The sequence below is a fragment of the Pseudomonas sp. GWSMS-1 genome (assembly GCF_049847425.1).
Taxonomy (GTDB): domain Bacteria; phylum Pseudomonadota; class Gammaproteobacteria; order Pseudomonadales; family Pseudomonadaceae; genus Aquipseudomonas.
Window position 1 is genome coordinate 3,674,243 of record NZ_JBMHHV010000005.1, and the last position, 20,226, is coordinate 3,694,468.

Annotated in this window: 20 protein-coding genes; 7 read left to right on the top strand and 13 right to left on the bottom strand. The window is 60.4% G+C overall.

Annotation, left to right across the window (positions count from 1 at the left end; genetic code table 11):
* The first annotated feature begins 40 nt into the window (after positions 1 to 40).
* Entirely contained in the window at positions 41 to 820 is a 780-nt protein-coding gene (locus tag ACEPAJ_RS20755; RefSeq protein WP_425917578.1) for an exodeoxyribonuclease III, read from the top strand.
* A gap of 80 nt (positions 821 to 900) precedes the next feature.
* Here the strand turns inward: ACEPAJ_RS20755 and ACEPAJ_RS20760 are convergent, their stop codons facing one another.
* Together ACEPAJ_RS20760 and rph are read right to left on the bottom strand one after the other, a co-directional pair.
* The gene (locus tag ACEPAJ_RS20760) at positions 901 to 1,275 is read right to left on the bottom strand and encodes a DUF4870 domain-containing protein (RefSeq protein ID WP_425917580.1); all 375 of its coding nucleotides are present in this window, start codon (positions 1,273 to 1,275) and stop codon (positions 901 to 903) included.
* 44 nt (positions 1,276 to 1,319) lie between these two features.
* A complete protein-coding gene (gene rph, locus ACEPAJ_RS20765; RefSeq protein ID WP_425917582.1) occupies positions 1,320 to 2,042 on the bottom strand; it encodes a ribonuclease PH in 723 nt (240 codons plus the stop codon).
* A 140-nt stretch (positions 2,043 to 2,182) separates the two neighbouring features.
* Here rph and ACEPAJ_RS20770 point away from each other — a divergent pair, with 140 nt between their 5' ends.
* The 6 genes from ACEPAJ_RS20770 (at position 2,183) to ACEPAJ_RS20795 (ending at position 7,570) form a co-directional block, all read left to right on the top strand.
* Complete coding sequence (locus ACEPAJ_RS20770; RefSeq protein ID WP_425917585.1) at positions 2,183 to 3,046, top strand: YicC/YloC family endoribonuclease; 864 nt, start codon at positions 2,183 to 2,185, stop codon at positions 3,044 to 3,046.
* A 49-nt stretch (positions 3,047 to 3,095) separates the two neighbouring features.
* A complete protein-coding gene (gene gmk / locus ACEPAJ_RS20775; protein WP_425917587.1) occupies positions 3,096 to 3,716 on the top strand; it encodes a guanylate kinase in 621 nt (206 codons plus the stop codon).
* A gap of 114 nt (positions 3,717 to 3,830) precedes the next feature.
* Positions 3,831 to 4,094, top strand: a complete 264-nt coding sequence (gene rpoZ, locus ACEPAJ_RS20780; protein ID WP_090250565.1) for a DNA-directed RNA polymerase subunit omega — start codon at positions 3,831 to 3,833, stop codon at positions 4,092 to 4,094.
* Positions 4,095 to 4,154: 60 nt separating this feature from the next.
* Complete coding sequence (gene spoT / locus ACEPAJ_RS20785; protein ID WP_425917590.1) at positions 4,155 to 6,263, top strand: bifunctional GTP diphosphokinase/guanosine-3',5'-bis pyrophosphate 3'-pyrophosphohydrolase; 2,109 nt, start codon at positions 4,155 to 4,157, stop codon at positions 6,261 to 6,263.
* Positions 6,264 to 6,406: 143 nt separating this feature from the next.
* Positions 6,407 to 6,787: a RidA family protein gene (locus ACEPAJ_RS20790; RefSeq protein WP_322948902.1), complete on the top strand. Its 381-nt coding sequence runs from the start codon at positions 6,407 to 6,409 to the stop codon at positions 6,785 to 6,787.
* 48 nt (positions 6,788 to 6,835) lie between these two features.
* Positions 6,836 to 7,570, top strand: coding sequence for a hypothetical protein (locus ACEPAJ_RS20795; RefSeq protein ID WP_425917592.1), 735 nt, complete (start codon positions 6,836 to 6,838; stop codon positions 7,568 to 7,570).
* A gap of 24 nt (positions 7,571 to 7,594) precedes the next feature.
* Here the strand turns inward: ACEPAJ_RS20795 and ACEPAJ_RS20800 are convergent, their stop codons facing one another.
* The 11 genes from ACEPAJ_RS20800 to nuoG form a co-directional block, all read right to left on the bottom strand.
* Complete coding sequence (locus tag ACEPAJ_RS20800) at positions 7,595 to 8,224, bottom strand: LysE family translocator (protein WP_425917594.1); 630 nt, start codon at positions 8,222 to 8,224, stop codon at positions 7,595 to 7,597.
* 70 nt (positions 8,225 to 8,294) lie between these two features.
* Positions 8,295 to 9,095 carry an AraC family transcriptional regulator gene (locus ACEPAJ_RS20805; protein WP_425917596.1) on the bottom strand — a complete coding sequence of 267 codons (801 nt, stop codon included), beginning with the start codon at positions 9,093 to 9,095 and terminating at the stop codon, positions 8,295 to 8,297.
* A gap of 2 nt (positions 9,096 to 9,097) precedes the next feature.
* Positions 9,098 to 9,955: an SDR family oxidoreductase gene (locus ACEPAJ_RS20810; RefSeq protein ID WP_425917598.1), complete on the bottom strand. Its 858-nt coding sequence runs from the start codon at positions 9,953 to 9,955 to the stop codon at positions 9,098 to 9,100.
* Positions 9,956 to 9,977: 22 nt separating this feature from the next.
* Complete coding sequence (gene nuoN / locus ACEPAJ_RS20815) at positions 9,978 to 11,453, bottom strand: NADH-quinone oxidoreductase subunit NuoN (RefSeq protein WP_425917600.1); 1,476 nt, start codon at positions 11,451 to 11,453, stop codon at positions 9,978 to 9,980.
* 23 nt (positions 11,454 to 11,476) lie between these two features.
* Positions 11,477 to 13,006 carry an NADH-quinone oxidoreductase subunit M gene (nuoM, locus tag ACEPAJ_RS20820; protein ID WP_425917602.1) on the bottom strand — a complete coding sequence of 510 codons (1,530 nt, stop codon included), beginning with the start codon at positions 13,004 to 13,006 and terminating at the stop codon, positions 11,477 to 11,479.
* 15 nt (positions 13,007 to 13,021) lie between these two features.
* Positions 13,022 to 14,872, bottom strand: a complete 1,851-nt coding sequence (gene nuoL / locus ACEPAJ_RS20825) for an NADH-quinone oxidoreductase subunit L (protein ID WP_425917604.1) — start codon at positions 14,870 to 14,872, stop codon at positions 13,022 to 13,024.
* Entirely contained in the window at positions 14,869 to 15,177 is a 309-nt protein-coding gene (gene nuoK, locus ACEPAJ_RS20830) for an NADH-quinone oxidoreductase subunit NuoK (RefSeq protein ID WP_411184023.1), read from the bottom strand. Before nuoK ends, nuoL begins: the two co-directional genes overlap by 4 nt.
* Positions 15,174 to 15,683, bottom strand: coding sequence for an NADH-quinone oxidoreductase subunit J (nuoJ, locus tag ACEPAJ_RS20835; RefSeq protein ID WP_274087017.1), 510 nt, complete (start codon positions 15,681 to 15,683; stop codon positions 15,174 to 15,176). The genes nuoK and nuoJ overlap by 4 nt, the downstream gene beginning before the upstream one ends.
* 161 nt (positions 15,684 to 15,844) lie before the next feature.
* On the bottom strand, positions 15,845 to 16,393 hold the full coding sequence (gene nuoI / locus ACEPAJ_RS20840) for an NADH-quinone oxidoreductase subunit NuoI (RefSeq protein ID WP_425917607.1): 549 nt from the start codon (positions 16,391 to 16,393) through the stop codon (positions 15,845 to 15,847).
* 13 nt (positions 16,394 to 16,406) lie between these two features.
* Positions 16,407 to 17,399: an NADH-quinone oxidoreductase subunit NuoH gene (nuoH, locus tag ACEPAJ_RS20845; RefSeq protein WP_425917609.1), complete on the bottom strand. Its 993-nt coding sequence runs from the start codon at positions 17,397 to 17,399 to the stop codon at positions 16,407 to 16,409.
* Complete coding sequence (gene nuoG, locus ACEPAJ_RS20850) at positions 17,396 to 20,131, bottom strand: NADH-quinone oxidoreductase subunit NuoG (protein WP_425917611.1); 2,736 nt, start codon at positions 20,129 to 20,131, stop codon at positions 17,396 to 17,398. Before nuoG ends, nuoH begins: the two co-directional genes overlap by 4 nt.
* Between the last annotated feature and the right edge of the window lie 95 nt (positions 20,132 to 20,226).

A 20,226-nucleotide genomic window follows, 5' to 3' on the forward strand; every position in this document is an offset into this window, starting at 1 on the left:
GCTCGGGTATCATACACGCACGTGATTTTTGGGGCCATTTATGCGGATCATCAGTGTGAACGTGAATGGTATTCATGCGGCAGTCGAGCGCGGTTTGCTCAGTTGGCTGCAAGCACAGAATGCCGACGTCATCTGCCTGCAGGACACCCGCGCCTCCGCCTTTGAACTGGATGACCAAGCCTTCCAACTGGATGGCTATTTCCTCTATGCCTGCGATGCAGAAGTGCCAACCCAAGGTGGTGTGGCGCTGTATTCGCGGTTGCAACCCAAGGCGGTAATCAGCGGTCTCGGCTTTGAAATGGCTGATCGCTATGGGCGCTACCTGCAAGCTGATTTTGACAAAGTAAGTATTGCAACCTTGCTGATGCCTTCGGGACAGCAGGGTGACGAGAACTTGAATCAGAAATTCAAGTTTATGGACGACTTCACCCATTATTTGGACAAGCAGCGCCGCAAGCGCCGCGAGTACATCTACTGCGGCTCACTCTACGTGGCGCACCAGAAGCTCGACGTGAAGAACTGGCGCGACTGCCAGCAATCACCGGGATTCCTCGCCCCAGAGCGGGCTTGGCTGGATGAAGTGATTGGCTCCATGGGCTATGTCGATGCATTGCGCGAAGTCAGCCGCGAAGGCGACCAGTTCAGCTGGTGGCCAGACAGCGAGCAGGCCGAGCTGCTCAACCTGGGCTACCGCTTCGACTATCAATTGCTCACCCCCGGCATGCGCCGCAGCATTCGCAGCGCCCGCTTGCCGCATCAGCCGCGCTTCTCGCAGCATGCGCCCTTGATCGTCGATTACGACTGGACTCTCAGCGTATAGCCTGATCAGCAAACATAAAAAAGCCGGCTAACTGCCGGCTTTTTTGTGGCCTGCCATCCATGGCAGCCGCTGTGGAGCGCCTATTTCACCAAGCGCCAGGCAAAGGGGTAACGATAGGCCTGGCCTTCATTGGCCTTGATTCCAGCGATGATGGTCAACACCAGCGCAGCAATGCTGACCAGCAGCATCAATGGAAAGCCGATCAGTATCCAGGCCAGCAAACCGCAGATCATCAATGCAAGGCTCACAGTGATCTGGAAATTCAGCGCCTCCTTGCCCTGCTGATCGACAAACGGGTCGAGATCCTTCTTCAGCTGCCAAGCGATAAGCGGCCCGATAACATTGCCGACCATAGGCGCGAGAACCCAAGCAAAAGCTGCGAAATGGCACAACATGGCCCACTGGCGGGCTTCAGGGCCGGGAACCGGCTGTGGCACTTGGGTCTCGGCACTCATGATGCTTCTCCTTGCGTTATCGACTTACAGCAAAGCTCAATCAGTCAGCCAGCCAGAGCCGCTTGCTGCAGCTCGAACAGCTCTGTCATGCCTTTCTGCGCCAACGCCAGCATGGCGTTCAGCTCAGCCGGCTGGAAGGGCGCGCCTTCGGCGGTGCCTTGCACTTCGATGAAACCACCAGTGTTGGTCATCACCACATTGAGGTCAGTTTCAGCGGCGGAGTCTTCCAGATAATCCAAGTCCAGCACTGGCTCGCCTTGATACATGCCCACCGAGACAGCAGCAATCATCTGCTTGAGCGGATCACCGTTTTTCAGGCCGCCACGCTTCTTGATCACTTTCAGCGCATCAATAACCGCCACCATGGCACCGGTAATAGAGGCAGTGCGGGTGCCGCCATCGGCCTGGATCACGTCGCAGTCGACATACAGGGTGTTTTCGCCCAGTTTCGACATATCCAGCGCCGCGCGCAGCGAACGGCCAATCAAACGCTGAATTTCCAGAGTACGACCGCCCTGCTTGCCGCGGCTGGCTTCACGCTGGTTACGGTCACCGGTGGCACGCGGCAGCATGCCGTATTCGGCGGTCAACCAACCCTGGCCCTGGCCTTTCAAGAAGCGCGGAACGCCCGACTCAACACTGACCGTGCAAATCACTTTGGTATCGCCAAACTCCACCAACACCGAACCCTCGGCATGCTTGGTGTAGTTGCGGGTGATACGAATCGAGCGCAACTGATCGGCGGCGCGGCCACTGGGACGTTTCATCTAGGAATACCTACTCTGAATAAAAATCTGCCGCCCATTATAGGGGCGTAAGCCTGTGGTGACATGCCGAATTGGGAGCCACTGACGCACTGCGCTACAATCCTGCGCCTTTCGTTACGACTTTTCGCGAGGTTCGCCCCATGATCCACAGCATGACTGCCTTCGCCCGCGCCGAACAGGCAGGCGCCAACGGCACCCTGAGCTGGGAGCTGCGCTCGGTCAACCATCGCTACCTGGAACCGCACTTGCGCCTGCCGGAAGCCTTCCGTGACCTCGAAGGCGCGGTGCGCGAAGCGCTGCGCAATGGTCTTTCCCGTGGCAAAGTCGAATGCACCCTTCGTTTTAGTGATGACAATGCCGGCAAAGCCCTGCAAGTCGACCTAGAGCGCGCCGCACAGCTGGTCGCCGCCGCCGAAAGCATTGCCGGCCTGATCAAGCAACCCGCAGCACTCAACCCGCTAGAAGTACTGGGCTGGCCCGGTGTGCTGGTCGCTGATGCCGCAGACCCGCAGGCGCTCAATAAAACCGCACTGGCGCTCTTCACCCAAGCACTGGACGAGCTGAAACAAGGCCGTTTACGTGAAGGCGCAGAACTGGCCAAGCTTCTCAACGAGCGCCTGGACAGCATTGCTGCCGAAGTCGTCGCCCTGCGCGAACTCGTACCGCAGATGCTCGCCGCCCAGCGCCAGAAGATTCTCGACCGCTGCGCCGAGATGCAGGCCGACCTCGACCCGCAGCGCCTGGAGCAGGAGCTGGTGATGCTCGCGCAGAAAAGCGACGTGGCAGAAGAACTCGATCGACTGGTCACCCATGTCAGTGAAGTTCGCCGCGTACTAAAAAGTGGCGGCGCAGCGGGCCGACGCCTGGACTTCCTCATGCAGGAGCTCAACCGCGAAGCCAACACCCTCGGCTCCAAGGCCTTTGACACGCGCAGCACTCAGGCCGCCGTTAACCTGAAAGTGCTGATTGAACAGATGCGCGAACAAGTACAGAACATCGAATAAGCCAAACCGCTACTGCTACTCTTCGAACAACGCGCTTCAGGACTGATCCATGACCATCACCACCGGTACCCTGTACATTATTTCCGCCCCCTCCGGCGCGGGCAAAACCAGCCTGGTCAAGGCGCTGATCGACAGCGAGGCGCAGATTCGCGTGTCCGTCTCGCACACCACTCGCGCCATGCGTCCGGGTGAAGTGGACGGGGTGAATTACCACTTCGCCAGCCGTGAGCAGTTCCACGCCATGCTCGACAAGACTGAATTCCTCGAACACGCAGAAGTATTCGGCAACCTCTACGGCACCTCACAGGAGTGGGTTAAGCAAACGCTACGCGAAGGCTTCGACCTGATTTTGGAGATTGACTGGCAAGGCGCACAACAGGTACGCCGCCTGATGCCCGAGTCGAAATCGATCTTTATTCTGCCGCCGACCCAGGAAGCCCTACGCCATCGCCTGACCAATCGTGGCCAGGACAGCGGCGAGATCATCGAACAGCGCATGCGTGAAGCCGTCAGCGAGATGAGCCACTACGTCGAATATGACTACCTGCTGATCAATGATGACTTTGCCCATGCGCTGAGCGACCTAAAGGCTATTTTCCGCTCTAATCAGCTGCTGCAAGGCCCACAACAGCAACGCCACAGCGGGTTGCTCAGTGAGTTACTGGTCTGACTTACCGTGCACTGGTAAATCAATGCTTCCCTTAAGGCTGGTGATTTTTTAGACTATTCAGTCCGCTCGCCCATTTGGGCCCAGCTCTATTACGCATTTGCTACGAGGAACACCATGGCCCGCGTTACAGTCGAAGATTGCCTGGATCACGTTGATAACCGCTTTGAACTGGTCATGCTCGCCACCAAGCGCTCGCGCCAACTGGCTACCGGTGGCAAAGAGCCGAAGCTCGCTTGGGAAAATGACAAGCCGACCGTCGTTGCGCTGCGTGAAATCGCCGCGGGCCTGATGAGCTATGACGTCATCGCTCAAGACGATATCGTCGAGGAAGAGCCACTGTTTGCTGCATTCGAGGAAGAGGCTAACGAGCCTCTGTAAGCCTATGCCGGGTCGACGTCGTCAGGCGCAAGGTCATCTGAACCGGCAGGGGAGTTTCCCATGCCGAGCATAGATGTACTCGCCGAGAGGCTTTCGACCTACCTCGACGACGACCAGGTAAACCTGGTTCGTCGCGCCTATTTCTACGCTGAACAAGCCCACGACGGCCAACGCCGCCGCAGCGGCGAAGCCTATGTCACCCATCCCCTCGCGGTGGCATGCATCCTGGCTGATATGCACATGGACCATCAGAGCCTGATGGCCGCAATGCTGCATGACGTAATCGAAGACACCGGCATTGCCAAGGAAGCCCTGGACACCCAGTTTGGTGAGTCCGTGGCCGAGCTGGTCGATGGGGTCAGCAAATTGACCCAGATGAACTTCGAGACCAAGGCCGAAGCGCAGGCGGAAAACTTCCAGAAGATGGCCATGGCCATGGCGCGCGACATCCGCGTGATCCTGGTAAAACTGGCCGACCGCCTGCACAACATGCGCACCCTGGAAGTGCTGTCCGGCGAGAAACGCCGGCGCATCGCCAAGGAAACCCTGGAAATCTACGCACCGATCGCAAATCGTCTGGGCATGCACAGCATGCGCATCGAGTTCGAGGACCTGGGCTTCAAGGCCATGCACCCGATGCGCTCCGAGCGTATCCGCGCAGCGGTCAAGCGCGCCCGGGGCAATCGCAAGGAAATCGTCAACAAGATCGAAGAGTCGATTACCCACTGCCTTACTCGCGAAGGCATGGAAGGCGAGGTCTCGGGCCGCGAGAAGCACCTCTACGGCATTTATCAGAAGATGCGCGGCAAGCGCCGGGCGTTCAACGAAATCATGGACGTCTACGCCTTCCGCATCGTCGTCGACAAAGTCGACACCTGCTACCGCGTGCTAGGCGCCGTGCATAACCTGTACAAACCGCTGCCGGGGCGCTTTAAGGATTACATCGCGATCCCCAAGGCCAACGGCTATCAATCGCTGCACACCACGTTGTTCGGCATGCACGGCGTACCGATCGAGATCCAGATCCGTACTCGTGAAATGGAAGAGTTGGCCAACAACGGTATTGCCGCACACTGGCTGTACAAATCCAACGAGGAAGACCAACCCAAGGGCAGCCACGCGCGCGCGCGCCAGTGGGTCAAGGGTGTGCTGGAAATGCAGCAACGCGCCGGCAATTCGTTGGAATTTATCGAAAGCGTGAAAATCGACCTGTTCCCCGACGAGGTCTACGTGTTCACGCCCAAGGGCCGTATCATGGAGCTGCCGAAAGGCTCTACCGCGGTCGATTTCGCCTACGCGGTGCACACCGACGTCGGTAATACCTGCATTGCTTGTCGTATCAACCGCCGCCTGGCCCCGCTGTCGCAAGCCCTGGAAAGCGGCTCAACCGTGGAAATCGTCAGCGCGCCAGGTGCCCGCCCTAACCCGGCCTGGTTGAACTTCGTGGTCACCGGCAAGGCCCGTACGCACATCCGCCATGCGCTCAAACTGCAGCGTCGCTCGGAATCCATCAGCCTCGGCGAGCGCCTGTTGAACAAGGTACTCGTCAGCTTCGACAGCCATCTCGACAAACTTCCCGCTGAGCGGATTCAGGCCGTCGTCGCCGAATACCATCAGGACGTGCTCGAAGACCTGCTCGAAGACATCGGCCTGGGCAATCGTATGGCCTACGTGGTGGCGCGCCGCCTGCTCAGTGACAATGGCGAAGCCCAGCCGAGCAGCGAAGGCCCGCTGGCAATCCGTGGTACCGAGGGCTTGGTGTTGAGTTACGCCAAGTGCTGCACACCGATTCCGGGCGACCCGATTGTTGGTCACCTGTCTGCCGGTAAAGGCATGGTGGTTCACCTGGATAGCTGCAAGAACATCGGCGAAATCCGCCATAACCCGGAAAAATGCATCCAACTGTCCTGGGCCAAGGATGTCACCGGCGAGTTTAATGTCGAATTGCGCGTCGAACTGGAGCACCAGCGCGGCCTGATTGCGCTACTGGCCGGCAGCGTCAATGCAGCCGACGGCAATATCGAGAAAATCAGCATGGATGAACGCGATGGTCGCATCAGCGTGGTTCAGCTGGTCGTCAGCGTACATGACCGCGTACACCTGGCCCGCGTGATCAGGAAGCTGCGCGGCCTGATCGGGGTCATCCGCATCACCCGCGCCCGCGGTTGATGCGCGAGCAAAACTGATCACACCCAACGCCTGTTAGCTGAACTTTGACAGTGCCTGTGGCTTTCCTCCACCCTAGGCGGCCTAACAGGCAGCGCGAGCCATGCGCCGCCCATGATTTCCCTCAACCGTCTTTAGGAGCACCCATGAGCAAGAGCGTTATCACCAGCGACAAAGCACCGGCCGCTATCGGCACTTACTCCCAGGCCATCAAAGCGGGCAACACTGTTTACATGTCCGGGCAAATTCCACTGGACCCAAAAACCATGGAACTGGTGGAAGGCTTTGAAGCCCAGACCGTGCAAGTATTCGAAAACCTCAAAGCCGTTGCCGAAGCCGCCGGCGGCTCGTTCAAAGACATCGTCAAGCTGAACATCTTCCTCACTGACCTTTCGCACTTCGCCAAAGTGAATGAAGTCATGGGCCGTTACTTCGAGCAGCCTTACCCAGCCCGCGCCGCCATCGGCGTTGCCGCCTTGCCGCGCGGCTCGCAGGTAGAAATGGACGCTATTCTGGTTATTGAATAAGTCCCTTGGCGGGGCCGCTGCCCCGCCCTCTCCTTGCGAGGACGCGCTATGCGTAGCCTATCTGCTGCTCTGTTGTTCTGCGCCTTACTCAGTGGCTGCGCCAGCCCTCCGTCCGACCCTAGCGGTACGTGGATCAACCAAGCGGCCATTGATGCCGCCACTGCAGGTGGCAACCTTCGCGAAGCCCTGCTCGCCTATGGGCCCAATCTGGAATGGCAGATTGACAGCCAGCACCGTTTAGCCAGTTTCAGCAACGGTTATGAGCGCGATGAGGGCACGTTTGAACGTCAGGCCGACGGCCGCTTACGCGTAGATTACTACGGTGATGTTCAGGAGTTTCTTAACCTTAGCGGCAGCGAACTGGTGCAGGCACAAAGCGCTACCTGGCCGGAACAACGCTTTGTCCGCGCACCTGCAGCACCCGCACCGCTTGCGCCACTCGGCAGCAGCTTCGAACACGCCTTGTACAGCGCCTACCTAGGCGGCACCTGGTTGATCGAAGAAGGCTTGGGCGAAGGCGGTCTGGTGCTATTCAACGCTGATGGCAGCGTGCAAGGCCTACCAGGCGCAGAACGCTATGCCCTGTGCCTGGCCGGCGACTGTGCCGCCATGAGCGGCGAGTTCGATAGCCTTTGGCTGCAATTGGGCGAACAGGGACAGAGCTGGATTTTCGAGCGCGAAGGTAACCAGTTGCGCGTCTTTGAAGCCCTGAATCGTGCGCAGATTGATGAAATGCCCGACTTCTATAAGGGTCAGCAGCGCTGGCTACTCAAGCGTCGCTAAGCTGACGCGTTAAAAGGGTCCGCATCACCCGAGGGCCTTCAGCGCACTTATAAGCAACCAGCCACCCAGGGCCAGCAGCAACGCGCCGCAGCCCCGATCCAACCAGCGGATTTGCTGTTGCAACCAGGCACGCCAGCGCCGATGACCCAGCAGGCGCACCAACGCCAAGTCCCACACCCAAACCACCATCGTCATCCACAGCATTGCCAGCGCCAGCCCCCAATTCGGCACGGCCGCCTCACGCAGGACGCCAAACAGCCCGGCATAGAACAGCGGCAACTTGGGGTTGAAGCTACTGGCCAGCAACCCCTGGCGCAGCCCGTACCACCAACTCCCCGTCATGCTTTGCTCGCCCACAGGCAGATTAAGATCACGCTGCGACAGCAGTGCCTGCAACCCAATCCAAGCAAAGTAGGCGCCACCTATTAGCTGTAGCAGCGGCCACAACACACCTCCGTCGCCCGGCAGCAACCCCAGCGCCAGTAACACCAGTAGCATGCTCAGCAGATTGGCCAGGGTAATGCCTCCGGCACAGCCGTCAGCCTGTCGCCTGCCCTGGGTCAGCGCCGTGCGGATCAGCAGAAAGAAATCCGGCCCTGGCGACAGCAGGGCCGCAAAGTGAGTGCTGGCGACCAGCAAAAATAACCCAAGCATCGGCAATCGACCTCCATCCAAGGTGGAGGTCAGTTTCCCTGCAGCAGCCTTGTAAGGTCTTGGAGAAAACTCAGGTCACCGCGCCACGGCGAAACTGGCCTGGGGTGACGCCGGTGAAACGTTTGAACGTGCCGGAGAAGTGCGCTTGGTCATAGAAACCCAAGCTCAGCGCCACCTCCAGCGGAGCCTGCTCACCTAACAACAGGCGTTTAGCTTCGCGCACGCGACGCTGCAGCAGATAGGTATGTGGCGGCACGCCATAGGCACGGCGAAAAGCTTCAATCACGTGACGCGGATGACGCTGAACCAAACCGGCCAGCTGTTCCAGGCTAACCGCCTGCGTGTAGTGCGCCTCCAGATATTCACGCAAGAAGGCTGTCACGCCGCCATCACGCGCGGCAGGACAGGCGATGCGAAGCCCGCCATGGCGCACAAATACCAGCTCCAGCACGGCGAGCAATTCACTTTCCAGGGTCAACGCATCGCCACGCTCGAACTCAGTCGCCAGGCGCGCCAGGCCCGCAGCCACCTGACCATCGTCGTTCGGATTAAGCGCCCGGAAGCCACTAGGCAGGCGTTTTCGCCCGAGCAACGCCGGCAGGCGCGACTCCTCGACATAGAGCATGCGATAGACCAGTCGCGCGGAGTCAGCATGACCGGTATGCGGTTCCTCCGGATTCATCAGCGACAGCGTACCGGCCGGCAGAGCATGGCGCTGACCACGGCACTGATAACCCCCTACGCCTTGCAAAATGGCACCAATAGCAAAGGCGTCGTGGCTATGGCGACCGAAGGCCTGCCCGGAAAAATCGGCATGAAATAGCTCGACACCGGGTAGCCACGCTTTGGCGAGCAGTCGATTGCCGCTCATCTTTACAGCTGCGCCAGAATCGCCCGGTAACCCTCACGATAACTTGGGTACTGAGGCTGCCAGCCCAGGGCTTTGGCGAGGGCGTTGCTGCAACGCTTGCTGCCAGCGCGGCGCACAGTGGCGGTCTCAGACCAGTGCTCGATCGCCAGCTGCTGACGTAACCAGGCCACTACCTCGTGCAGCGGCGCAGGTTCATCGTCGACGCCGATATAGCAGTCCTGCAACGCCACCCCGCGGGCATCAGCCTGCAGCAGAAAGGCCAAGAGCCCGGCGGCATCATCAACATGAATGCGATTACCGTACAGCGGCGGCTCGCTGGCGACCCGATAGCCCTGACGAACTTGGCCCAGCAACCATTCGCGCCCCGGCCCATAAAGCCCGGTCAGGCGCACCACGCTGGCCTCCAGGCCACTGTGCAAGGCCACCTGCTCCGCCTCACGCATGATGCGGCCTGAGTAGCTGTCGGCTGCGGCAGGGGATGCTTCATCCACCCACTCGCCCTGCAATTGGCCGTATACACCCGTGCTGGAGACAAACAGCACACGCTTGGGTTGTTGCCCATGCTGCGCAAGCCAGCCCAGCACACGGCGCAAGCCGTCCACATAGGCGGCGCGATAGCCCGCTTCGTCGCGCTCGGTGGCTGCCGCGCAATACACCAGGTAATCCAGCGGCTCACTCGGCCAGGCAGAGGGGCAAGCATCCGTCTGCAGATCACCGGCAACCGGGCGAATACCTTCAGGGAGCAAGGCGACGCTGCGGCGCAGACCGTAAACCGTCCAACCATCAGCATTAAGCTGCTGCCCCAGACGGCCACCGACATCACCGCAGCCGGCGATTAGCAGCGTTTTACCCAGCGTCATGCGCATTCCTTATTGAGCTCGATCATGGCAATACGGCGACTAATCCAGCCTGCTGCACCAGCTCCAGCAGCGGTTGCGGATACACGCCAAGGGCGAAGGCCAACACGGCCACCACCAGCAGCATGATGCCCCCGGCACGCTGCGCCCAGTCAAACGGGGCATCGTGACGACGCAGGTTTGGCTCGACCATAAACAGGGTGACCATCACCCGCAGGTAATAGAACACGCCAATGGCACTGCCAATCACCAGCGCGCCGAGCAGCCACCACTGCTGCGATTGCACGCCGGCAGCGACCACGTAGAACTTGCCGATAAAGCCGGCGGTCAGCGGAATGCCGGCCAGCGAAAGCATCATCACCGTGAGTACGGCCGTCAGATACGGACGGCGCCAGAATAGCCCGCGGTATTCGTACAGCGCGTCGCAATCACGACCGTTGTAGGGCGTCGACATCAAGGTGATCACGCCGAACGCGCCGAGGCTGGTCAGCACATAGGTCGCCAGGTACACGCCAACCGCTTCCACGGCCAAGCCCTGACTGGCAATCAACGCCACCAACAGGTAGCCGAAATGGGCGATGGAGGAATAACCGAGCAGGCGCTTGAGGTTGTTCTGCAACAATGCCAGCAGGTTACCGAAGATGATCGAGGCTATGGCAATCAGTGTCAGCAGGTCACTCAGCCAGCCGCCAGCCATAGCCGGCGACATTTGATACAAACGCAGCAGCACAGCGAACACCGCGACCTTACTGGCCGTGGCGAGGAACGCCGCCACCGGCGCCGGTGCGCCTTCGTAGACGTCCGGCGTCCACAGGTGGAACGGCACCAGCGACAGCTTGAACGCCAGGCCGATCAGCATCATGCCCACGCCTAACTGCGCGAGCATGCTCGGCAGGCCATCAGCGGCCAGCTGGGCGCCGATGCCGGCGAAGGTCAGGTTGCCCGACTCGGCATACAACAGCGCCATGCCGAACAGCAGAAACGCTGAGCCTGCGGCTGACAGCACCATGTACTTGATACCGGCTTCGAGCGAGCGCTTGTTGAAAAAGGCGTAGGCGATCATCCCGTAGGTCGGCACCGACAACAGCTCCAAACCGATAAACAACCCCGCTAGGTGCTGCGCGCTGACCAATACCAACCCACCGGCAGCGGACAGCAGCATCAGCAGGTACAGCTCTTCACGGTTGCCCGGATAACCCTTGCCCGACTCGCCGCCCAAATAGGCGTGAGTCAGCGTGACGCACGCCAGCGTCGCGGCCAGCACCAGCGCCATGTAGTAGCAGGCGAATTTATCCACCAGCAACAGCGGCGTAACCTCGATAGGCGTTACCCCCAAAGCCGGCAGCAGCGACAGAAAGGCCAGGTTGAGGCCCAGCACCGACAGGCCGAAGGTCAGGGTGTGATTGCGCTTCCAGGCGATGGCCAGCATCACCAGCACCACCGTGGCACTGGTGATCAGCAACGGCAGCAGCGCGATGAAATGTTGAGTCGTCAGTTGCATAGCATGACTTTCCATTAAGCCGCTTACCGGGCCAGAACAGGTTGATTGAGGGCGTTACCCAGCCACTGCTGCACGCCTTGCATGCTGGCGGCAGAGGTGTCGAGCACCGGCTGCGGGTAAACCCCAAGCAGGATCAGTAGTACAGCAAGGCCAAGCACCATGCTCAGCTCGCGTAACTGCAGGCCTGGCAATGCGGTATCCGCCTTGGCCGGGCCGAAATAGGCGCGGTGAATCATGATCAGCGAATAGACAGAACCAAACACCAGGCCCGTGGCGGCCAACACGGTGACCCATGGCGCGGCCTGGAAGCTGCCGACCAGAATCAGGAACTCACCAACAAAGTTACCCGTACCCGGCAGACCCAGTGCCGCAGCGGCAAAGAACAGGCTCAGCGCCGGCAGCCAGGGCATGCGCGCCCAGATGCCGCCCATCTCGCGCATGTCACGGGTGTGCAGGCGCTCATACAGTTGGCCGCAGAGGATAAACAGCGCCGCCGCAGAAAGACCGTGAGCCATCATCTGCACCACCGCACCCTGCAGGGCGATCTCGCTGGCGGAATAGATGGCGATCAGCACAAAGCCCATGTGCGACACGCTGGAGTAGGCCACCAGGCGCTTGATATCGGTCTGTGCGAACGACAGCAGCGCGCCGTAGATGATGGCGAAAACACCCAACCACTGAGCAATCGGCGCGAACTCGGCCGAGGCATTGGGGAACAGCGGCAGGGCAAAGCGCATCAGGCCGTAGGCTGCGGTTTTCAGCAGGATACCGGCCAAATCCACCGAGCCGGCGGTCGGTGCCTGAGCATGCGCATCCGGTAACCAGGAGTGAAACGGCACCACCGGGAACTTCACCGCGAAGGCGATAAAGAAGCCGAGCATCAGGATGTACTCGGTGCCGGCAGCCATCTTGGTATTGAGCAAATCGGCGTAGTTGAAGGTCAGCACGCCAGTCTGGTCGAAGTGCACAAAGACCAGGCCGAGGATCGCCAGCAACATGATCAGGCCACTGGCCTGGGTGAAGATGAAAAACTTGGTCGCTGCAGTGATACGCGTCTTGCCATCACTGCCGCTATGCCCCCAGAGCGCGATGAGGAAGTACATCGGCACCAGCATCATTTCCCAGAAGAAGAAGAACAGGAACAGGTCGATGGCGAGGAATACCCCGACCACACCGCCAAGAATCCACATCAGATTGAGGTGGAAGAAGCCGACGCGGTTCTGGATCTCGTTCCACGAGCAAAGCACCGAGAGCACACCAAGCAGACCGGTGAGGCTGATCATCAACACCGACAGGCCATCCAGCGCCAAGTGGATGCTGATACCGAAACGCTCGATCCACGGCACCTGGAACTCGGCCGCCCACTGCGGCGCCGCGCCAGGCGCCGGGGCCAGGCTGAAGTCACCCGTGGCCCATAGCCACAGGCCCAGGCCGAACAACAGGCCCATGGTCAGCAGGGCGATCCAGCGCGGCAGGAGGTTGCCGAAGCGCTCGCACTGCCAGCACAGCAGGCCACCGATAAAGGGGATCAGGATTAGCCAAGGCAGAATCATGACGGGCTATTTTCCTTAATTCAGAAACAGGAGGACGGCGAGCACCAGCACGGCGCCCCCGGCAATCGAAGTGGCATACCAGCGCACCTGGCCCGTCTCGCTACTGGCCAGCAGCGCGTGGCCACCGCGCACGAGAAACGGAATCAAGCCAATGCTGCGGTCAATCGGGTCACGCCCGAGTAACCGGCAAAGCAACAGGTACGGCTGCACAAACAGCTTGTCGTAGAGCCAGTCGAAGCCCCAGGCAGCAAACCACCAGGCCGACAGGAAGCGCCCCGGCGCACTCTGCGCCACCGCTGTGGCAAACCGGCGCTTGCCGAGAAACAGCAGCGCGGCCAGGACGATGCCGATGATAGCGATGGCCCCGGAAGCGATCTCCAGGCTGTGTTTGGCTTCACCACCGGCATGCCCGACGCTCTGCGGCAGCACACCGGCCAGCGGCGGGCTGATCAGCGCGCCGATAAAGGTCGACAGCACAATCAGGGTTACCAACGGCAGCCAGTGGGCGATGCCATGACCGGCATGGGCCTCAGTCTTCTGCTCGCCATGGAAGGCGACAAAGATCAACCGGAAGGTATAGAGCGAGGTCAGGAAAGCGCCCGCCAAACCGGCATACAGCAGCCATTGGTGACCACTGGCAAAGGCCTCCCAGAGGATTTCGTCCTTCGAGTAGAAGCCCGCAGTGATCAACGGCAATGCCGCCAGAGCCGCGCCGCCGACGATAAAGCTGGCATAGGCCAGTGGCAGTTTTTTCCACAGGCCGCCCATCTTGAAGATGTTCTGCTCGTGGTGACAGGCATTGATCACCGCACCGGAGGCAAGGAACAGCAGCGCCTTGAAGAAGGCGTGAGTCATCAAGTGGAAGATCGCCGCATCCCAGGCACCCACGCCCAGAGCAAGGAACATGTAGCCGATCTGGCTCATGGTCGAGTAAGCGAGGATGCGCTTGATGTCGGTCTGCACCAGCGCGGCAAAGCCGGCCAGCACCAAGGTAACGCCACCAACGATGCCGACCAGTTCGAGGATGTCCGGGGTCAGCAGGAATAGGCCGTGGGTCCGCGCGATCAGGTAGACACCGGAAGTGACCATGGTCGCAGCGTGAATCAAGGCGGACACCGGGGTCGGGCCGGCCATCGCATCCGCCAGCCAGGTCTGTAGCGGCAGCTGGGCGGACTTACCCACCGCACCGCCGAGCAGCATCAGGGTGGCGATCCACAGCCAGCTGTCCCCTTCTACATACTTTTGCGGGGCCAGGACCATCAGTTCCTGAATATTCAGGGTGCCTAGGTGCAGGAACAGGATAAACAGGCCGATGGCCATAAACACATCGCCGATGCGGGTGACTATAAACGCCTTGAGCGCCGCATTGCCGTTGGCGGTGTGCTTAAAGTAGAAGCCGATCAGCAGGTAAGAACACAGCCCCACGCCTTCCCAGCCGAAGTAGAGCATCAGCAGGTTGTCACCCAATACCAGCAGCAACATGCTGAAGATAAACAGGTTGGTGTAGGCAAAGAAGCGCGAATAGCCCTCCTCCCCGCGCATATACCAACTGGCGAATAGGTGGATCAGGAAGCCTACGCCAGTCACCACACCGAGCATGGTCACAGACAGGCCATCCAGGTACAGGGTGAAGCTCGGCGCAAAACCGGCCACGCTCATCCACTGCCATAGCACCTGGGTAAACACGCCGTTTTCCGGCGGGTTGAGGTTGAACTGCACAATCACCCAAGCCGCAGTCAGGGCGGATAGGCCCACCGAGCCGACACCGATCAGTGCGGAGAGGTTTTCGGAGAAACGCCCGCGCGAAAAGGCCAGCAGAAACCAGCCCAGCAGCGGGAACACACAAGTCAGAAATAGAAGGTTCATCCGCGCATCTCGCTGGCAGCGTCGACATCGAGGGTGTTGAAGCGGCGATACAGCTGCAACAGGATCGCCAAGCCAATACTGGCCTCTGCGGCTGCCAGGGTGATCACCAGAATAAACATCACCTGGCCATCAGGCTGAGCCCAACGGCTACCGGCCACCACAAAGGCCAGGGCGGTGGCATTCATCATCACTTCTAGGCTCATCAGCACAAACAGGATGTTGCGCCGCACCATCAGGCCAATCAGGCCAAGGCTGAACAACACGCCGGCCAATGCCAGGCCGTGTTCCATGGGAATCGCACTCATGCAGTTGGCTCCTTGGCATCGTGACGGCCGAGGTGATAGGCCGCGACCAACGCGGCAAGCAACAGCATCGAAGCTAGCTCCACCGCCAGCAGGTAAGGCCCGTACAGGGCAATGCCGACGGCCTTGGCATCAATGGTCTGCAAACCGAGGGCCGCACCACTGGGCGACTGGAACAGCACATAGAGCAATTGCCCCAGCAGCAGCGCCGAGAGAATTGCCGGGCCAGTCCAGATGCCAGGCGTCAGCCACTGACGTTCTTGCTCGACCGCTGGAGGGCCGAGGTTGAGCATCATCACCACAAACACGAACAGCACCATGATCGCGCCGGCGTAGACAATGATTTCCAGCGCCCCGGCAAACGGCGCACCGAGGGCGAAGAAGGTCATGGCCACGGCCAACAACGAGAGAATCAGATACAACAGGGCGTGTACCGGATTGCTCGCGGTGATCACCCTGAATGTGGCCGCCACGGCAACGCCGGCGGCGAGGTAGAAAGCAAATTCCATATAGATCCTTTATCTCCGCAGGAGTCTGTTTAAGGGCGTCGCGAGCGCAGGTGAGACAAGGCGAAAACAGGCGAGGAAGCGCAGTGTACTTTTGTACATGAGCATTCCGAGTCTGTTTTCAACGCAGTATCAGCAAGCGCAGCAGACATTAAACGGGCTCCTTAGGGCAGTAGGCCTTTGATGTTGATAGGTTCGGCTTCGTTTTGCGCAGCGCCTTTCGGCTTGCCGGCAATGGCCATACCGGCGACGCGGTAGAAGTTGTAGTCCGGATTCTTGCCTGGACCGGAAATCAGCAGGTCTTCTTTCTCGTACACCAGGTCCTGCCGTTTGAACTCGCCCATCTCGAAATCCGGGGTGAGCTGAATCGCCGTGGTCGGGCAGGCTTCTTCACACAAACCGCAGAAAATGCAGCGCGAGAAGTTGATGCGGAAAAAGTCCGGATACCAGCGACCGTCTTCGGTTTCGGCTTTCTGCAGCGAGATGCAACCCACCGGGCAAGCCACCGCACACAGGTTGCACGCCACACAGCGCTCTTCGCCATCGGGGTCGCGGGTCAGCACGATGCGGCCGCGGTAGCGCGGCGGCAGGTAAACCGCCTCTTCCGGGTATTGCAGGGTGTCGCGCTTGCGGAAGCCGTGGCTGAACACCATGGTCATGCTGCGCAATTGGGTGCCAGTACCGACCAGCACATCCCATATGTATTTGAACATTCTGTGGTTCTCCTTACTGGGCCGTAGCCAGCACAACTGCGCCGGTCACCAGCAGGTTGATCAGGGTCAGCGGTAGGCAGAACTTCCAGCTGAAGGCCATGACTTGGTCATACCGTGGCCGTGGAATCGAGGCGCGCAGCAGGATGAAGATCATGATGAAGAAGCAGGTTTTCAGAGCGAACCAGAAGAACGGGATCTGCGGCAGGATGCCGAACGGGCCGTGCCAGCCGCCGAAGAACAGCGTTACCAGCAACGCCGATACGGTGACGATGGCGACATATTCACCGACGAAGAACATGCCCCATTTCATCCCGGCGTATTCGATGTGGTAACCGTCCGCCAGCTCCTGCTCGGCTTCCGGCTGGTCGAAGGGGTGACGGTGAGTCACAGCCACGCCAGCAATAAAGAAGGTACAGAAGCCGAAGAACTGCGGAATGATGAACCAGAGGTTTTCCGCCTGGTAATCGACGATATCGCGCATGTTGAACGAGCCAACCTGGGCGACGATGCCCATCAGCGCCAGCGCCAGAAACACCTCGTAGGACACCGTCTGCGCCGAGGCGCGCAGCGCACCGAGCAGGGCAAACTTGTTGTTACTCGCCCAGCCGGCGAACAACACGGCATACACCGACAGCCCAGCCATGGCGAAGAAGAACAGGATGCCGATGTTCAGGTCAGCCACGCCCCAGTTCGGGGTGATCGGGATGATCGCAAAGGCCATCAACATGGCGGCGAAGGCGATCATCGGCGCCAGGATAAAGATGAACTTGTCGGCGAACGGCGGCGTCCAGTCCTCCTTGAAGAACATCTTGATCATGTCAGCCGCGATCTGAAACATGCCGAACGGGCCGACGCGATTCGGGCCGTAGCGGTCCTGCCACCAACCGAGCAAACGCCGCTCGACAAAGCTCAGCAGCGCGCCGCAGACCACCACCACCAGCAGAATCACGATGGCCTTGAGTACGGCGATCAGCACGTCCAGCACTTCGGGGGTCAGCCAACTCATTGCGCGGCCTCCTCAATGCGGGTGACCACGCTACCTGCGATCAGCGCCGGCATGCCCACCAAACCGACTGGCAGGCCGACCACACCGATGGCCAGCTCTTCGGTGATCTGCAGCGGCAGGCGCAGAGTCTGCCCAGCGACTGTCAGGCTAAGCAACGCACCGTCATTTACGCCCAAGCGATCCGCTTCGGCCTTGGCCAGCAATGCGTAAGGGGCGGGAATGCGCTCCTGCAGCGGCGCAGCCCCAGCCGAGGTTTCCTCGCTGCCAAACAGATGATGCAACGCTACAGCCTGCAGCGTGCCAGGAGCCGGGTTAAAGGCTGGCGGTATGTTGAACCAGGGCAGCGCAACGCCGTTGCCTGCGAGCAGGCGCACTCCAGGGTCGCCGGCACGCAGGTGGCCGCCGACTTCGTCCTGAAACTTGTTCCAGGCTTGCGGCGAGTTCCAGCCCGGCGACCAGGCGAATGGAATCTGCTGACGGTCTTCCTTGCTGCCGGAATAGCCTTCCATGGAGAAGGCAAACGCCGAATCCTGGTCCTGCGGCTGACGCGGCTCGTGCACGCTGATATTGGCGCGCATGGCGGTGCGACCGCTGTAACGGTGCGGCTCACGGGCCAGCTTGAGGCCCTTGATGCGGAAGGTGGCGTTGGGCGCGGCTTCGCCGATGCGGGCCAGCAAGCTGTTGCTGGCAGCAACGGCAGCGGTCACCGCATCCAGTTGGGTCCAGTCGAGCGGCTTGCCCTGCAGGGTGCTGTGCAGCGCATGCAGCCAGCGCCAGCCTTCGCGGATCAGGATACTGCCGTCGTAGTAGCTCGGCTCAAACACCTGGAAGAAGCGCTGGGCGCGGCCTTCGAAGCTGACCAAGGTGCCATCGCCTTCGGCAAAGCTGGCCGCAGGCAACAGCAAATGGGCTTTGGCGCTGGTGGCGGTCATCTGGTGATCCGCCACAATTACCAGTTTGGCGGCGGCCAGTGCGGCATCCACCTTGGCGCTATCGGCGCGGCGATAGAGGTCGTTTTCCAGCACGATCACGGCGTCAGCCTGACCAGTCGTCAGCGCCTGCAGCGCGTCATCGACGGACTTACCGGCGAAGGTTTCGCCTAGCAGCAGGGCCAAGCCCATGCTGTTGGCTTCCGGCACGACCAAACTGATGGAAGCGTTCTTCTCGCGATTTTTCAGCGCGCTGGCGATATTGGCCGCGGCTTCGATGATTTCCCGGCTGCCCAGCGAGGCTCCAGAGACGATCAGCGGACGCTTGGCCTCGAGCAAGGCCTCGGCAATCAGCTCCACCAACTCGACCACGTCTGCATCCAGACCGTTAACAGCCGGGGCGCTCGGATCGATGGCATGGGCCACAGCGAAACCAATACGCGCCAGATCGGCAGGCGCTGCATGCACGCACGCTTCGGCAATATCATCCAGGCGAGTCGTCGTAACGCTGGCGATAAACAGCGGATTCAGCGCGTCCTGCGCGACGTTTTGCACCGCCGCCATATGCCACTCTTGAATCTTCGCCCCGGCGGCGATCTCGGTGGCTTTACCTTTGACCGTCTGGCGCAGGGCCAGGGCCAGGCGTGCAGCAGTCTGGGTTAGGTCTTCGCCGAGAATAAACACCGCGTCGTGCTGTTCCACTTCACGCAGGGTCGGCACGGGCAGTGGGCCGTTCTGCAGGATGTCGCGGATCAGCTGAATATGCTCCAGCTCGTCAGCGGCGATACCGCTGAAGTAGTTGGCCTCACCAACCAGCTCACGCAGGGCGAAGTTGCTTTCCAGGCTGGCGCGCGGCGAACCGATGCCGATCAGCCGTTTGCCCTTGAGCAGCTCGGCGGCCTTGTCTAGGGCCGCATCAAGGCCCAGTTGCTGATTGCCATCGGCGCTGATCAGCAGCGGCTGACGCGGACGGTCAGCGCGGTTGACATAGCCGTAACCGAAACGGCCACGGTCACAGAGGAAATACTGGTTCACATCACCGTTGAAGCGGTTCTCGATGCGCCGTAGCTCGCCATAGCGCTCGCCGGGGCTGATGTTGCAGCCGCTGGCGCAGCCGTGGCAGATGCTCGGGGAGAACTGCATGTCCCACTTGCGGTTGTAGCGCTCGGAGTGGGTTTTGTCGGTGAACACGCCAGTCGGGCAGACCTCGACCAGGTTGCCGGAGAACTCGCTTTCCAGCACGCCGTCTTCGACCCGGCCGAAGTACACGTTGTCGTGCGCGCCATAGACACCGAGGTCAGTGCCGCCGGCGTAGTCTTTGTAATAACGCACACAGCGGTAGCAGGCGATGCAGCGGTTCATCTCGTGAGAAATAAACGGCCCGAGCTGCTGGTTCTGGTGGGTGCGTTTGGTAAAGCGATAACGGCGCTGGTTGTGGCCGGTCATCACCGTCATGTCTTGCAGGTGGCAATGGCCGCCTTCTTCACACACCGGGCAGTCGTGCGGGTGGTTGGTCATCAGCCACTCGACGACGCTGGCGCGGAACGCCTTGGATTCTTCATCGTCGATGCTGATCCAGGTGTTGTCGGTGGCCGGCGTCATGCACGACATGACGATGCGCCCGCGCGTATCGTTTTCATCGGTGTACTGCTTGACCGCGCACTGGCGGCAGGCGCCGACGCTACCGAGCGCCGGGTGCCAGCAGAAGTAAGGGATATCGAGACCGAGGGACAGGCAGGCCTGCAGCAGGTTGTCCGCCCCATCGACTTCGAAATCTTTGCCGTCTACGTGGATAGTGGCCATGGTTCAGGTTTCTTCTTTGCCCACCGAAGCGGGCTTGGCTAATGGAATCACGGTGTGCTGCGGGGCCAGGTCAGTGGCCGCCAGAGCGCCAATTT